The following is a 14,293-nucleotide window of genomic DNA, read 5'->3' as shown; positions in this document are numbered from 1 at the left end:
TTCCAATATTTTCCAAAAGGCAATACTATTTTGATGGATTTTGAAATTATTTTAATTTTTCTGTAACTTTTATATCTTTACTCTTCGAATTTCTCTGAGATATTCGCTTCCTCCAGAATGATCTCTTCCTGTTTCTCCGGTTCGCGGAAGCTGACTTTCATCACGGCCTGGGCAAAATTCGTGGAAATACAGGCTGTCAGATTCTTCTCTTCCCCTGCTTTCCGCACACAGTTCACCAGATTGAGAAAGATCTCTCTGGTGAAATACCCGCCTCTCCAGTGGAAAATCAGCGTCTTCTTCTTTTTTGCCGCCTGAAGCGCCCGCTTATAGACATCCTCTTCTTTCGTAAAGGACAGTTTCTTTTCCCGATAGTAAAAATGATCTCCTTCCGTGCATTTCGGCGCCGGAGCAATCAGAGGTTCGTGATCCCGGAAGATCTGCTTATCCGGCAAATTAAAGTAATCGTACCGGATGGAGAGCTCTTTTCCGGGTGCTTCCCTGGTCAACGTGTTATCGAAGGTCGCATCCATATGGTAGTACGTCCCCCCGACCCGGACAACGTTCCACACATGACGGTATTTGATCCCCCTTTCCGGGTTGTTTCCGCACAGAACGATAATATTCCAGACCTTCGCCGCATCCAGAAGGATCTTCACCGACTTCGCAATTCCCTCACAGACACCGACGCCCTGTCCGAGCGGTCCGATCACCTCATGCGAATACGGCTTTTTGAGTTTGTCGTAGCGGACATTTTCACAGATAAAATCATGGACGTACTTTTCTTTTTCCAGTTCTGTCATTCCGTCCATCCCGCGGACAATTTTCCGTACTCTCGCATCCATCGCTTTCTGATGTTCCAGAATTTTATCTTTTTGAAAAAGATACTCCGGGCAGAAAATGATATTCGGTGAATCCCGGTAAAACCGGTAATGATAGCCCTTTACCCAGAAGATCTCCGGGTGGTCCATCCGAATCTGAAAGAAAATATCATGGAGTCGGGACGCCTCGCACACCGGGATGAGAAATTCCGTTTCCAGATCCCGGATTCCCTTGAGAATCGCATAATAGACGCCCTGTTCCATTTTGTCAAAGTGATTATAGTAAAACTGTTCCATACCTTATCTTTCTGTCTCTGCGTAATTGAGGGAGATTCCTTTCTTCCTTTCTTCCGGCGGATCAGAGAGATCATTCTCTATTTCATCCTATCCCTGCGGTTTCTGAGCTGGTTTCTGTTCCCGGCTCCCGCGTTTATCCGGCAGACAGCTGATGATAACCGTTGACACAATCATGGCGCCGCCGACAAAGAAACGGCTGCTGAGGGATTCTCCCAGAAGCATGACGCCCAGAAGAGCGGAAAAGACCGGCATCAACGGATAAAACATGGAGCATGTACTGGCCGGAAGTTTTGAAAGTGCAAAACTCCACAAAAACTGCGGAATCGCGGTTCCGCAAATCCCGGAATAGAAAATACAGATTACCGTCATCGGATGAATGACCGGCATTCCCTTCACTGCCACTTCAATCGCCGCAGTCGGAATATGGAAGAGGAGGCTTATGGTGATGACAAGAAATGTGATCATCAAAGCATTGTATCGATCCGACAGCCGGCGAACGTACATCACTGCCCACGCCCAGGTAGTGATCGATCCCATTCCCCAGAGAACACCCGTCAGCTGCCCCGGTTCCGCAGAGGGCCCTCCGGAAACCACCAGCACGCCCAAAAGACCGAGTGCCAGGCAGAATATCTTTTTCACGGTCAGTTTTTCTTTCAGGAAAAATGCGGCAAACACGGAAATGATCACCGGATTCAGCGAATTGATCAGCGATGCCATCGAAGCACCGGTCCACTGAATCGAGAGCATCGCACATTCAATGGAAAAGAAATAACCGATAAACCCGATGCAGAGAAAAGTCTTCCAATCCTTCTTCTCCACATGGATCTTTTCTTTTCGGGGGCGCGAAGTCCGCAGGCGTACCACGGCTCCGCCAAGGGCGATGGCCGCGACTGCAAAACGACAGCAGGCCAGTTCTATGGAACTGAGCGACTGAAGGATATAGCCGTTCGCCACATATACGCTTCCCCAAAGAAAGAAAACGATGAGAAGTGCGATATATGCGATTCCTGTTTTTCCGGATATTGTTTTTTCCATGTTATTCACACCATATCAGTATTGTTTCCCTCGACAGCCGTCAGCGCACTCCTGCTTTCCGCAGGAAGGACAGATAAAATCCGTCGAATCATGAGCAGCCGGCAAACCGGCCGGCCGAAAGAAACACATCCGCGGTCTCCTTTTTATCAGACAGTTTTAATTATAGCATAGAAAACGGATGTACAGAACCATGTCTGACTGCAGACTCCGTTCTGTACATCCTCGGGGGATTCGTTATTTTATCTGTTTTTTCCATTCATCACGGACGCAACTTCCGTGAGATACTTTGCAAATACGCCGATCACAATGCCCATGGCGATGACCGGAGCACCGTATCCGATGATCCATTCCACCTGATTGATAATTCCGTATCCGTAGAAACATCCAAGCAGAATATAGAGCAGGACAAGCGCGCCGTCCATGCCGATCCATTCGATCCGGATCTCTTTCTTATACTCTTCCGAGAGCGTCCGATCCTCTTTGACCAGTTCTTCCGCCGGGGTTCCCTTCGCCAGAAGATCTTCTTTTCTCTTCTCCGTCAGATCAACGCCGAAACGGTTGCCGATGACAAATGCAATCAGCGAAAGCGGCAGGCCGATCAGAACCGGATCAATGACGTATCCGTCGATATCAATCGGGAGAAAATATCCAAAGAAAATCCAGGATGCCGCTCCGACAATCATGGAGGCGAGGCCGGCAACATTGGTCTTTCTTCCGTCGTACATGAGCGCAGCGATCATCGGAACAAAGAGGAGTGTCATGGAAAGACTGGCAATAAAGAGAAACGCGTCATACACGCGCTCAAAACGGAACGCGGTTGCAAGGCCGATAATACCGAACACCACCGCCGAAATCCTTGTCACAAGAATACTGTTCCGGTCAGACAGCCGCTTGTCGCCGCGCAGCATGTAGATGATATCATTGGCAATGATTTCTCCGCCGCAGAGATAGTAACTGTCCAGAGTGGAAATGATGGCGCCCGCCACACCGACGATGAATACGCCGCGGACACCGACCGGAAGATGCATCAGCACCTGACGGATATACTCGACTTCCGGCTGACTGGAGAGCGACGGATCCAGCACACGGATGACGATACCGGTCATCATGATAACAAGGTCAAAGGACATAAAGATGGAGAAACAGGTCAGCATCGCCCTCTTTTCGGTTTTCGGAGATTTTGCCGCCGCAAAACGCTGATAGAATGTGGGGTCCTTGTAGATGTTGATGCAGAGAAGAATCAGAATAATCGCCTGGGGCACCGGAATTCCGCCCAGCGGGGTCATCATCGCCGGATCTACCGTATCGAGCGCTGCATGGAATCCGTGAATTCCTCCCACCTCAAAAAACATCTGCGGGAAAACGGCGCAGACACAGCAGACCATCATCGCGAAGAAAATCATATCCGTGATTGCGACGCCCATGAGACCGGAAAGACAGGTCAGCGCGATGGAAATTCCGACAACGATGACCGCAGCCAGAACCTTGTCGGCATTCCAGCCGGCTTCGCCGATATAACCGATGCAGGCGATCTCACTGATGGAAAGACAGGTGATCACGAGGACGACCGCACCCATAATGGATGTAAATTTTCCGTAATTCAGCCGGAGCAGCTCCGGGATGGTGCCCTTCGCTTTCACGGAAATTCTCGGCGCAACCCAGAGCGCCAGCGGAAAACGAACCGCGTGACACCCGATCGACCACAGGAAAAATGCGGCAAAACCCATCGTGCAGACATAACCGACGGTTCCCATAATTCCGGCTCCGTTATACCAGGAAGCCATGAGTGTGCCGACACATAACGACCACGGAAGCGCATGATTGGCATTAAAGAAACTTTCTGAACTGCTGCTTTTCTTTGAAAGATACGCTCCGATGCCGAAGATCAGACACACGAGAGCCACGACCGCAAGGTCATCCACCAACGTCATTAACATAAATCTTCCTCCAAATCCTTTTCGCATACTCAAAAACTCTGTTTCCTGTTTCACAGCGTGGTATTGATTTCATTGCCGTCTGCTGCGATCGGCAGATACCGCGCTTTTGTCCCCTCTTTCATATCCCCGTATACGGCGATATAAAACGGTCTGTATACTTTTTCCATTGAGAGAGCCCGAATGGATATCTGCTTTCCGACACGGCGCCGGACCATCCGTTTTGCCATATTTGCTCCGCAGTCCTCCAGCCGCTGATCGTCATAATAGGATCCCTGCACACTGAGATCATCGGTCTCCTTCCGGACCGTGACAATCGGATCTGAAGTATAGGACGCCGAACAGGTCGTCGCGTCCACCATGATGCGGATTTTCTGTCTCTTTTCCACTTCCTCCTTTCCAAAGAGACTGGCAATCGGGCTTTTATGGTAGGTGATTTCATAGATGTAATAACGGTTTTCGAGGTACATCAGCCGGAGATTGATCTTCTTTTTTCCGGCCATCATTTTCACAAACGGATTCCGGTATCCTCCGGCAATTTTCAAAGCCTCTTCTTCCGGCATGACTAGCGGAAGTGTCTGTATTGTCGTCATCATGTGCCGTATCTCCTCCTAAGATCCGCGAATCGCGGAACACGCATACCGTATGCTTTTTCTCACTCATCCCGGACTCATTCCTCTTCACTGCATTTTCATTGCAGCGGCCCGGTGAGCACTTCCGTGATTCTCAGCAGTTCCCCGCCGTTTTCACTTAGCGGTCCGGTGATCGCTTCCATAATCCGAAGCATTTCCCCGCGTTTTTCATTGCAGCGGCCCGGTGATCGCTTCCGTGATTCGCAGCAGCTCCCCGCTGTGGATCATCTGCCGTAGGAACTCAATATGCGGGTACAGGAATTCATCCTCTTTCAGCACCGGAACCCGCTCTTCGATCCGGCGGTAAACGGCTTCGGTAACCGCAGCAATCGTTTCGGCCGGCTCCCGGAACGCCTGTGCCTCGTAATCGGTCAGTAGTTCAATCGCAAGCACATACTCAAGTTTTTGAACCATCTCGCAGGCCTTCCGGGCTGCGGTATATCCCATCGCAACATAATCTTCCTGATTCATGCAGGTTGGCGTGTTGTCGACGGAAGCCGGATACGCCAGAACCCGCATGCGGTTGATCAGTCCGGCCTGTGTATACTGGGGCACCATGAGACCGGAATTGAGTCCCGGATTCCGGATCAGAAAGGCCGGTAATCCGGACGTATTGCCATCGATCATCCGGTTATTTCTTCTCTCCGACATTTTGGCCAGCATGACGGCCGCAATGGAGCAGGAATCCATCTCCAGCCCGACATAGGAAGAATCGCAGTTGCAGGCGGAGATAACGTCTTCCGCTCCCGCTTCCGGCCAGATGGTCGGATTGTCGCAGCACGAGTTCATCTCTGTCTCAATCGTCCTTTTCGCGTCATACAGCGTTTTTTTCACCGCTCCGTGGAGCTGCGGAATACAGCGGAGAGAAAGTGCGTCCTGAAGGTGACTGGTCTTCGCGTTCTCGATCACCTTAGAACCGGCCAGAACGGTGCGCACATTTTCCGCGCAGCCCTTCTGCTCCGGATGCGGTCTCACGGACATCACCCGCTCATCAAACGCCGCAAGAAGCCCTCTGCAGTTTTCCAGAGAACAGGCGCCGATCACATCCGCGCTCTTCGCCGCCTGAATCATGTCATATACGGCAATTGCTCCCATCGCGGTCACGGATGTGGTGCCGGAGATCAGCGCGAGTCCCTCCTTGGAGGCGAGCGTGATCGGAGCAAGTCCCGCCCGTTTCAGCGCTTCTCTTCCATCCAGAAGTTCTCCCTTCCAGGTCGCTTTTCCTTCCCCCAAAAGCACCAGCGCCATATGCGCTTCCGGGCAGAGATAACCAACCGATCCGTCTCCCGGCGCCCACGGCGTGAGATCCCGGTTTAAAAACTCCCGGTACATTTCCAGAAGTTCAAACCGGACACCGGAATATCCCTGTCCCAGATTCTGAAGGACCATCAGCATGGTTCCGCGGACTGCCTCCTCCGGGAGCGGTTCGCCGACCGAAACCGAATGAGAGAGAAGAATATTCCGCTGAAGCTGCGCCGCCTCCTCTTTGGATATTGTTTTCGTGCAGAGGGCGCCAAAACCGGTTGTCACACCGTACATCACCCGTTCTTCGGCTGTCCACTGTTCCACGAGTTCTCTGGATCGATTCACCCGTTCTCTGTATTCCCCGGAAAAACGGACCGGCACATGACCGCGGACAATACGGATAAATTCTTCCAGTGTCAGTTTCCCGCCCAGTTCGATGCAGTTATCCATAACCGTCTCCTTTGAAACACCCTTCGTTGGGTTCCTGATTTTGTTGATGCAAAATTTATTTGCATCTGCATAATTTTTTGTTTTCTGAAATATATGTCGTTTTCTGTAGGATGTCAAGTTAATTTGTTGACTTTTTCAATCTTTTAAGTAAGATAATCTATAGTGCAAATATTTTTTGCAGGAGGACACCGATGTTTGACGTTATCATTTCCCTTGATTCAAACGGTTTCATCACAACCATCGAATGGAAGAATCCGGAACTTCAAAAAAGCCTCGGAGACATCTGGTCTGCCTACCCGGGCGCGGTTTTTTCCGATATACCGGCGTTTGTCACCAATCCGGATGAGGAAACCATCTGTTGGAATGATGAGGAATTTCAATACCATCGTTTCGAGATGCCGGGCGGCGAATCCGCGGTCTTTTTAAAGTACAATGATCACATGGAAGAGCTCCTGAAGGCTGCTCTCGATATCTTTCCGGAAAGCATCCAGCTCTACGACCGCAATGCCATGGCGGTGTATTTTAACAATGCCGGTCTTTCCACCATGGATTTTCCGCACAATGAGATCAAGCACAAGCATGTTCTGGAATTATTTGAGGTTGACGCGGATTACAGTACGGTTTTGACCGCCTTGCGGACACAGAACCGTATCGCGAACCGGTTCTGCCGGTATAAAGCGCGCAGCGGCGCGTCCTTTACCACCGTCAATAACGCCTGGCCTGTTTTTCGGGACGGGAAGCTTCTCGGAATCGTCGATACCGAGATGAACATGGAAATGGTAGAAGGGAAAATCAAAGAACTGAGCCGGATTGAGGATGCGCTGAAAGAAAGCCGGCTTCAGGTAAACCAATTCTCTTGGAAGTCTCTGGAGGACATTCCGGCGGAGAGCGTCGCCATGAAAAAACTGATGATCGACGCCGGAAGGGCCGCACAAAAAACGGAGAATCTGCTGATCTCCGGCGAAGAAGGAACGGAGACGGAGCTGCTGGCATACGGGATCTGCAATACCGGTCTGCGGAAGGATCGGCCGGTTCAGGTCATGAACTGCGCCGCAATTCCGGAAGAATTACAGGAACAGGTTCTTCTGGGCACGGAAACCGGAAATGAGGACGAGCGGACCGGACTGCTCGAAAAGGCGGACGGAGGCATTCTTCTTTTGGAGGAAGTCAGTTCCCTCTCCCTTCGCGCCCAGAGCATCCTGCTCCATGTCCTGCAGGGAGATTCCTTCCGGAGAACGGGCGGAAGCGACGACATTTACAGCTCGTTTTCGGTTGTCTCCACGACATCCGAGCTCCTTCCGGAGCTCGTGAAGACAAAAAACTTCCGCATTGACCTGTATTACCGTCTCTCGGTCTGCCCCCTGTATATACCGCCGCTTCGGGAACGCCGAAAGGATATCCGGAATCTCATTCAGGAACGGATTGCAGCCAATGAGAATCTGTCCATTTTCCGAAACCGTTTTTCCGGCATTTCCGGAAAAGCACTGCAGTACATGGAGGCCTATCCTTGGCCCGGCAACCGGAAAGAACTGAATTATGCGGTGGATTATGCGATGTCACGCGGCAAAGGACCGGAGATCCTTCCAGATGATCTCCCGGCATTTCTCACGGATAACAGTGCTGCCGCGGACCTGCCGGATGAGGATTTTAAGCCGGAAGATCTGAAGAAGGCGGTGGAAAAATTCGAACAGACTTACATCCGAAAAACCATGAATCACTATAACGGTAATATATCGAAATCTGCGGAAGCGCTGGGGCTGAAACGGCAGAGTCTCCAATACCGTCTCCGAAAAAGCAGACAATAGCAATCCAACCCGTCAGGGCCTCGTGCAGACATAGGCTCCGGCGGGTTGCCTGTTTCTCTCCGTTCTTCACAGAAGGACGCTCTCCCACTCCTCCTGCTTAAACCCGGTCAGTACATGATCGTCTTTGATCAGAAGCGGTCTTTTTACCAGCATACCGTCGGTCGCCAGAAGCCGGATCTGCTCTTCTTCTGTCATCGCCGGAATCTTTTTGGAGAGTTCCATCTGCCGGTAGATCTGTCCGCTGGTGTTGAAGAACCGCTTTAAGGGAAGCCCGCTCTTCTGATAATACTCTCTCAGCTTCGCTTCATCCGGGTGATGTTCCTTAATATCAATCACTTCATGCGGAATCTTCTTCTCATCCAGCCATTTCAGCGCCTTTTTACACGTTGTGCATCGATCGTAACAATAAACCTGAACCATACTGACCTCCTGTTTTGCTCACAGCAGTTTCCATGCGGGGATATTGACTCAAAAAAAACTAATACATTTTTTCTTAAAAGGTGCATCCGATTTTGTTACTGCTTCTATTATAGCATTTTCGTGATCATTTAATGCTAAACTGCTATTATAATTTTTCGTCACCATTGCAACAGAAAAGCATACCAATTTCATAGTATATTGTACTCAACAAAGGAACCCGCCCGCCAAATGACATCCCCCTAAACCGGATTTCATCGTTTGGTCCCGTAATTCGGAGTTCAGTGACGAGTTTCAAATCTCAGTTTTGATTTTGAAGATTTCAGGAGGCATATTATGGCATTGAATCAGAGAAAAGCAGCGGTGGTTGGATGTGGATTTGTCGGATCGGCGTCAGCGTTTGCCCTGATGGAGAGCGGACTCTTCTCGGAAATGGTGCTGATCGATGTAAACCGTGAAAAAGCGGAAGGCGAGGCGCTGGATATCAGCCATGGTCTGCCGTTTGCAAAACCCATGCAGATCTATGCCGGGGATTACCGGGACGCGGAAGATGCCGCTGTCGTGGTCGTAACCGCCGGTGCCGGTCAGAAGCCGGGAGAAACCCGACTGGATCTGGTGAATAAGAACATCGCCATTTTCAAGTCTATCATCCCGGAAATTGTAAAATTCAACCGGGAAGGAATACTTCTGGTTGTAGCAAATCCGGTTGACATCCTCACATATGTGGCGGCAAAGCTCAGCGGATTTCCGAAGAACCGGGTGTTCGGCTCCGGAACGGTTCTGGATACCGCGCGGCTCAAGTACCTTCTCGGAGAGCATCTGGGAATAGACAGCCGTTCGGTGCACGCCTTTATCATCGGAGAACACGGAGACAGCGAAATTGCGGCCTGGAGCAGTGCCAATGTGTCCGGCATTCCGCTGAATGCTTTCTGCGAAATGAGAGGACATTTCGACCACGATAAAGCGATGAAAGAAATTGCGGAAAGCGTTAAAAACAGCGCCTATGAGATCATTGAGAAGAAGGGAGCTACCTACTATGGTATCGCGATGAGTGTCCGGCGCATCTGTGAGGCAATCATCCGTGATGAAAAATCCATCCTCCCGATCTCGAGCATCCAGAACGGTGACTTCGGAATCGATGACGTCGCATTGAGTATGCCGGCCATTGTCGGGAGGGACGGGGTCGAAGGTGCAGTTCCGATCCGGCTGAGCGAGGATGAAAAAGCAGCACTTCAGGCATCCGCAAAGACGCTGAAAAAAGTATTAGACACCGCTTTCTGAACCAAGCAGAAGTTTCGGTCCTGTTGAATTTGTTTTTTGTGTCCTCACAGGCATCTGTGGTCACAGGCATCTCTGGTCTCAGATGTCTCTGGTCTCAGGCATCTCTGGTCTCAGGCATCTCTGGTCTCAGGTGTCTCTGGTCTCAGGTGTCTCTGGTCACAGGCATCTGTCGGATCACCGGTCGATAATATCCGGTGCATTTCATCGGTACACTGAGCTATAATATATTATAATATACATTATCATAGCACTCACTTTATGTTCTTAACCGGCGAATGCGGAGGACCTCGATTATGCTTGGGATTTTAAAAAATAACGTTCCCAGGGACATCCTGCGGAACAGGAACATCTATCTTCTGATGGCATTGCTTATCGCCATCGGCATGTATATCGCGTCCACCCTGGCCTCCGTGACTTACTCAACCAAAGCTGTCTGTGAGGAGAATTATATCACTTCCAATTATCAGGACGGCCAGTTTTCTCTTCGAAAACCGCTTGCCGAACCGGCAGAAGACCGACTACAGCAAAAAGGATACACCACCGAACGGATCTTTTCCTTTGACAGGGAGATGGAAAACGGCAGTATCCTGCGTTTTTTTTAAGTTCGTAATAAGATCGACCTTCTGGTTCTCGATGAAGGATCTTACCCCGTTCAGAGCGGTGAACTGGTGATCGATAAATGTTACGCTGCGGCATATGGGCTTTCCGCCGGAGATACCATCCATATCGCTTCACGCGCCTTTCGGATCACCGGTCTCGGTTCGGTCACGGATTATGATATGCCTGCCAGGAACATCTCGGATTACAGTTCCAACAGTGAGCTGTTCGGTCTTGCATTCCTGACGGACGAAGATTATGCGGCGTTATTATCCGAACTGGGTTCGGAGACAAGACAGGACTTTGTCTATTCCTATAAACTGGCAGAAGGTTTAACGGATGATGATCTGCGAAAGGAACTGCTGAATATTGGCGATCACAACGACGCTGTCCTGACCTTTGTCCCCCGGGCCAACAATGCCAGAATGTGCCGGGCGATCATCGACGGATATGCATATGAACTGGGAGGGGACATTCTCGGCATCGGACTGGTTGTTCTCGTCTCCGTTGTGTTCTATCTCGGAATAAAGACATCGATTGAGAGAGAAAGCGCATCCATCGGAGCGCTTTACGCCATGGGTGTGAAAAAACACGAGGTGATCCTTATGTATCTTGCGCCCTCCACGCTGATCGCCCTCATCGCCGGATGCGCGGGCTGGACAGCAAGCATATGGTTCAGTGCGGCGACGATCATCTCTCCTTCCAACTATTACTGCATCCCACGGGTGCCGGTCATAGCCTCTCCTTTCAGCATTCCGTATTGTATCCTGATGCCGCCTGTCATCTGCTTTCTGATCAACTGGGTGAGATTGAACAAAACGCTCTCGATGTCCCCCGTGTCATTGCTGAAGGGAACATTTGATACCGGTATCCCCCGGCGCCGGAATCCGGGAAGGGCGCACCGGATTATGTTTGATCTTATATGTTCGCAGTTTATAAAGGATAAAGGCTTATTCCTGATCCTTATGACCGGTTCGCTGGTGGCGGGGCTGATCTATATGCTCGGTACCGGTCTCGACCAGTATCTGGTAAATATCATGGACCGCCTTCCGGCCGAAATCAACTACGAATATGTATATGACCTTTTAGACGATACCGACGTGCCATCCGATACCGGTGAATCCGTATATAAAAAGGTATTTAAAATAAACAACATGGATTATGTGGCAGATGTCCCGTTTATCGGACTGGAATCGCCCAGCGAATTCTTCCCGGTCAATACCGAAAACCTCGACGGCAAAGTCATCATCAGCAACGCACTGGCCTCCCGCTACGGCCTGAAGGAAAATGACGAGCTGAATGTATTTGATGAAGTAACCGGAAAAGAATATGCCTTTACGGTCGCTTCCATCACCGATTACCGGGTCATGTATACCGCTTACATGAATATTGATGATCTGAGGGAACGGCTGGGAAAGGAACGGGTCTACAACAGCGTCTATTCAAACAAAGCCTGCGATTATAAGCCGGCCGAGCTCCTTGGCGCTTACCGGAAAGAAGACTTTATAAGACCGGCCGAAAGCCTGGAACCGGAGTCCAAACGAATGAGCATATTCCTGTATATTGTCGCAACCGTCTTTTACATGGCTGTCGTTGCGTTTATTGTCCGTTTTTCCGTAAGCGCATCACAACGGCAGATTGCGATCTTTTCCGTGCTCGGATACAGCTACCGGGAGCTCAAGACCATCTTTCTCTCCAGCACCGCGGTATTCTCCGCCGTGTGCGGAGCGGTCGGACTGATCGCGGGATTTCATTTATCCAAACTGGCGGTACCCTATCTTCTCGGCACCACCGCGATCGGTGTGTTCTTATACTACTCTCCTGCGGCATTTTTAAGAGATTTTCTTGTGGTCCTTTTGATCTATGTTCTGTCAGCAGGTTTCACCCTGAATCAGATCAAAAAGATCAATGAGCTGGATTACGTCAGTGCGAACGAATGAACAAAGTCCGCTGGTCACCGCATGGTGATATCTTCCGCTCAGCGGCGTGTGCATCCTCTCGGAGCGTTTTTTTTCATCGGAAAGTGTGAAGCACGTTCTGACGAAAAGAAAAACGGGGCACATCGCACCGACTTTTGTGTCAGTGCGATGTGCCCCGTTTTATACTGTGTAAATCTTTTTATGCTGTGTAAATCTCAGAATTCAGAACAAAACGCCTTTCTTCGAGTTCTTCAAAACCGGAATCTCCGTCTCATCCTTGTCCGCAAGATGCTCGCCGGAGTACTTCTTCGTCTCTTCCGTGATCACTTTTGAGAGAAGAAGCACCGCAATAATGTTCGGAATCGCCATCAGACCGTTCAGAAGATCCGCGATATTCCATACCAGATTCAGTTCCACCAGCGATCCCACAAAGATGGAAACAATCCAGAGAATCTTATACAGCAGGATGACTTTCTCGCCAAACAGATAGACCGCGCACCGCTCGCCGTAATAATACCATCCGAGAATGGTCGAGAAGGCAAACGTCACCAGACCGATCACGAGCATCGGCACGCCGATCACCGGAATCATGGAAAACGCCATCGTTGTCAGCTCGGAACCATTGCCCGACAGGCCGTCGATCGCCGGATACTTGATGATACTGGAGACAAGCACCAGTCCCGTCATCAGGCAGACCACCACGGTATCCCAGAACGTTCCGGTCATGGAAACCAGCGCCTGTCGCTTCGGATTACGGGTCTGCGCCGCGGAAGCAACCAACGGAGCCGAGCCCATACCGGATTCATTGGAGAACAGTCCTCTCGCAAAACCGTACCGGCAGGCGGTCGCCACCGTGCTTCCGACAAATCCGCCGCCTGCTGCCGTTGTCGTAAACGCAGAGGTGATGATCGTCCTGACCGCCTCACCGAGAACATCGGCGTTTCGGACCAGAATCACCGAACAGCTGATGACATAGAACAGTGCCATAAACGGAACAAGTTTTTCCGACACGCGGGTGATCGATTTCAGACCGCCGATGATGACCAGACCGACCATCGCGCTGAGCGCAAATGCAGCCGTATACATCAGCATTGTCCCGTTCGGACTCTCATCCCATGCAAAATTCTGTCGAAGATTTGCCACGATCGCATTTGCCTGCACCATGTTGCCGATGCCGAACGCACAGACCGCTGCCAGAGAGGCGAAAACGACGCCGAGCCATTTCTTCCCCAGTCCCCGATCCAGCGCGTACATCGCGCCGCCCAGCATGGAACCGTCCTCACTCTTTACACGGTATTTCACGGAAATCAGTGTCTCCGCGTACTTCGTCGCGATACCGAAAATTCCGGTCAGCCACATCCACAGCACCGCCCCCGGTCCGCCGAGAGCCACCGCCGTTCCGACGCCAATGATATTGCCGGTGCCGATCGTCGAAGAAAGCGCCGTGGTCAGAGCACCGAACTGTGAGACATCGCCCTCCACATCCGGATCTTTGGTCACGGACAGGCGGATTGCCTTAAAAATCTCCTTCTGAATCAGACCGGTTTTCACGGTCATGAAAAGATGCGTGCCGAACAGAAGAATGATCAGCGGCCACCCCCACAGAAAACTGTCAATACTCTCGATAATTGAAGCAAAGCTCAAACGTTTTCCCCCTTTACAGTGTTAAATTGTTTTTTGAGAGCATTATACATTTGTTTTGTATGAAATGGCAAGACTTTCTTAGCAACCGCTTCCTGAAAACGAACGATATCCTTGGGATTTCCTGTCGTTCCTGAAGAATGAAGAATAAACAGCAAAAGCAGCTGCATGGAGATCAAGAGGTCCATATCCGTAAAGCTCATCCAGATAACGAATTCATTT

12 protein-coding genes are annotated in these 14,293 nt (G+C 50.5%); 4 read left to right on the top strand and 8 right to left on the bottom strand.

Annotation, left to right across the window (positions count from 1 at the left end; all coding sequences use genetic code 11):
• Positions 1 to 77: 77 nt before the first annotated feature.
• The 5 genes from BR86_RS0109855 to BR86_RS0109830 form a co-directional block, all read right to left on the bottom strand.
• On the bottom strand, positions 78 to 1,115 hold the full coding sequence (locus tag BR86_RS0109855) for a transglutaminase domain-containing protein (protein WP_031473497.1): 1,038 nt from the start codon (positions 1,113 to 1,115) through the stop codon (positions 78 to 80).
• A gap of 87 nt (positions 1,116 to 1,202) precedes the next feature.
• The gene (locus BR86_RS0109850; RefSeq protein ID WP_031473495.1) at positions 1,203 to 2,150 is read right to left on the bottom strand and encodes a DMT family transporter; all 948 of its coding nucleotides are present in this window, start codon (positions 2,148 to 2,150) and stop codon (positions 1,203 to 1,205) included.
• Between the two features lie 239 nt (positions 2,151 to 2,389).
• Complete coding sequence (locus tag BR86_RS0109845) at positions 2,390 to 4,087, bottom strand: sodium:solute symporter family protein (protein ID WP_075034472.1); 1,698 nt, start codon at positions 4,085 to 4,087, stop codon at positions 2,390 to 2,392.
• A 50-nt stretch (positions 4,088 to 4,137) separates the two neighbouring features.
• Positions 4,138 to 4,680 carry a hypothetical protein gene (locus BR86_RS0109840; protein WP_031473491.1) on the bottom strand — a complete coding sequence of 181 codons (543 nt, stop codon included), beginning with the start codon at positions 4,678 to 4,680 and terminating at the stop codon, positions 4,138 to 4,140.
• 204 nt (positions 4,681 to 4,884) lie between these two features.
• Positions 4,885 to 6,411, bottom strand: a complete 1,527-nt coding sequence (locus tag BR86_RS0109830; RefSeq protein WP_031473489.1) for an HAL/PAL/TAL family ammonia-lyase — start codon at positions 6,409 to 6,411, stop codon at positions 4,885 to 4,887.
• 191 nt (positions 6,412 to 6,602) lie between these two features.
• Here BR86_RS0109830 and BR86_RS0109825 point away from each other — a divergent pair, with 191 nt between their 5' ends.
• The gene (locus BR86_RS0109825; RefSeq protein WP_031473487.1) at positions 6,603 to 8,216 is read left to right on the top strand and encodes a sigma-54-dependent Fis family transcriptional regulator; all 1,614 of its coding nucleotides are present in this window, start codon (positions 6,603 to 6,605) and stop codon (positions 8,214 to 8,216) included.
• A gap of 66 nt (positions 8,217 to 8,282) precedes the next feature.
• Here the strand turns inward: BR86_RS0109825 and BR86_RS0109820 are convergent, their stop codons facing one another.
• Positions 8,283 to 8,636, bottom strand: coding sequence for an arsenate reductase family protein (locus tag BR86_RS0109820; RefSeq protein WP_031473485.1), 354 nt, complete (start codon positions 8,634 to 8,636; stop codon positions 8,283 to 8,285).
• A gap of 333 nt (positions 8,637 to 8,969) precedes the next feature.
• Here BR86_RS0109820 and BR86_RS0109815 point away from each other — a divergent pair, with 333 nt between their 5' ends.
• From BR86_RS0109815 to BR86_RS0109805, 3 genes are all read left to right on the top strand, one after another.
• Positions 8,970 to 9,914, top strand: coding sequence for an L-lactate dehydrogenase (locus tag BR86_RS0109815; RefSeq protein ID WP_031473483.1), 945 nt, complete (start codon positions 8,970 to 8,972; stop codon positions 9,912 to 9,914).
• 293 nt (positions 9,915 to 10,207) lie between these two features.
• On the top strand, positions 10,208 to 10,516 hold the full coding sequence (locus tag BR86_RS0109810) for a hypothetical protein (RefSeq protein ID WP_031473481.1): 309 nt from the start codon (positions 10,208 to 10,210) through the stop codon (positions 10,514 to 10,516).
• 66 nt (positions 10,517 to 10,582) lie between these two features.
• Entirely contained in the window at positions 10,583 to 12,451 is a 1,869-nt protein-coding gene (locus BR86_RS0109805; protein ID WP_031473479.1) for an ABC transporter permease, read from the top strand.
• Positions 12,452 to 12,652: 201 nt separating this feature from the next.
• On the opposite strand, the gene BR86_RS0109800 is transcribed toward BR86_RS0109805, so the two are convergent.
• On the bottom strand, positions 12,653 to 14,074 hold the full coding sequence (locus tag BR86_RS0109800) for an alanine/glycine:cation symporter family protein (protein WP_031473477.1): 1,422 nt from the start codon (positions 14,072 to 14,074) through the stop codon (positions 12,653 to 12,655).
• Complete coding sequence (locus BR86_RS0109795) at positions 14,071 to 14,259, bottom strand: hypothetical protein (RefSeq protein WP_075034471.1); 189 nt, start codon at positions 14,257 to 14,259, stop codon at positions 14,071 to 14,073. Before BR86_RS0109795 ends, BR86_RS0109800 begins: the two co-directional genes overlap by 4 nt.
• Positions 14,260 to 14,293 lie beyond the last annotated feature (34 nt).

The organism is [Clostridium] aminophilum DSM 10710 (assembly GCF_000711825.1).
Taxonomy (GTDB): Bacteria; Bacillota; Clostridia; order Lachnospirales; family Lachnospiraceae; genus Clostridium_R; species Clostridium_R aminophilum.
This window is presented reverse-complemented; position numbering and strand designations above follow the sequence as displayed.

Excerpts from the sequence above, each read along its gene's own strand:
- BR86_RS0109855 (WP_031473497.1), bottom strand. The coding sequence starts at position 1,115 with ATGGAACAGTTTTACTATAATCACTTTGACAAAATGGAACAGGGCGTC.
- BR86_RS0109850 (WP_031473495.1), bottom strand. The coding sequence starts at position 2,150 with ATGGAAAAAACAATATCCGGAAAAACAGGAATCGCATATATCGCACTT.
- BR86_RS0109845 (WP_075034472.1), bottom strand. The coding sequence starts at position 4,087 with ATGTTAATGACGTTGGTGGATGACCTTGCGGTCGTGGCTCTCGTGTGT.
- BR86_RS0109840 (WP_031473491.1), bottom strand. The coding sequence starts at position 4,680 with ATGATGACGACAATACAGACACTTCCGCTAGTCATGCCGGAAGAAGAG.
- BR86_RS0109830 (WP_031473489.1), bottom strand. The coding sequence starts at position 6,411 with ATGGATAACTGCATCGAACTGGGCGGGAAACTGACACTGGAAGAATTT.
- BR86_RS0109825 (WP_031473487.1), top strand. The coding sequence starts at position 6,603 with ATGTTTGACGTTATCATTTCCCTTGATTCAAACGGTTTCATCACAACC.
- BR86_RS0109820 (WP_031473485.1), bottom strand. The coding sequence starts at position 8,636 with ATGGTTCAGGTTTATTGTTACGATCGATGCACAACGTGTAAAAAGGCG.
- BR86_RS0109815 (WP_031473483.1), top strand. The coding sequence starts at position 8,970 with ATGGCATTGAATCAGAGAAAAGCAGCGGTGGTTGGATGTGGATTTGTC.
- BR86_RS0109810 (WP_031473481.1), top strand. The coding sequence starts at position 10,208 with ATGCTTGGGATTTTAAAAAATAACGTTCCCAGGGACATCCTGCGGAAC.
- BR86_RS0109795 (WP_075034471.1), bottom strand. The coding sequence starts at position 14,259 with ATGGACCTCTTGATCTCCATGCAGCTGCTTTTGCTGTTTATTCTTCAT.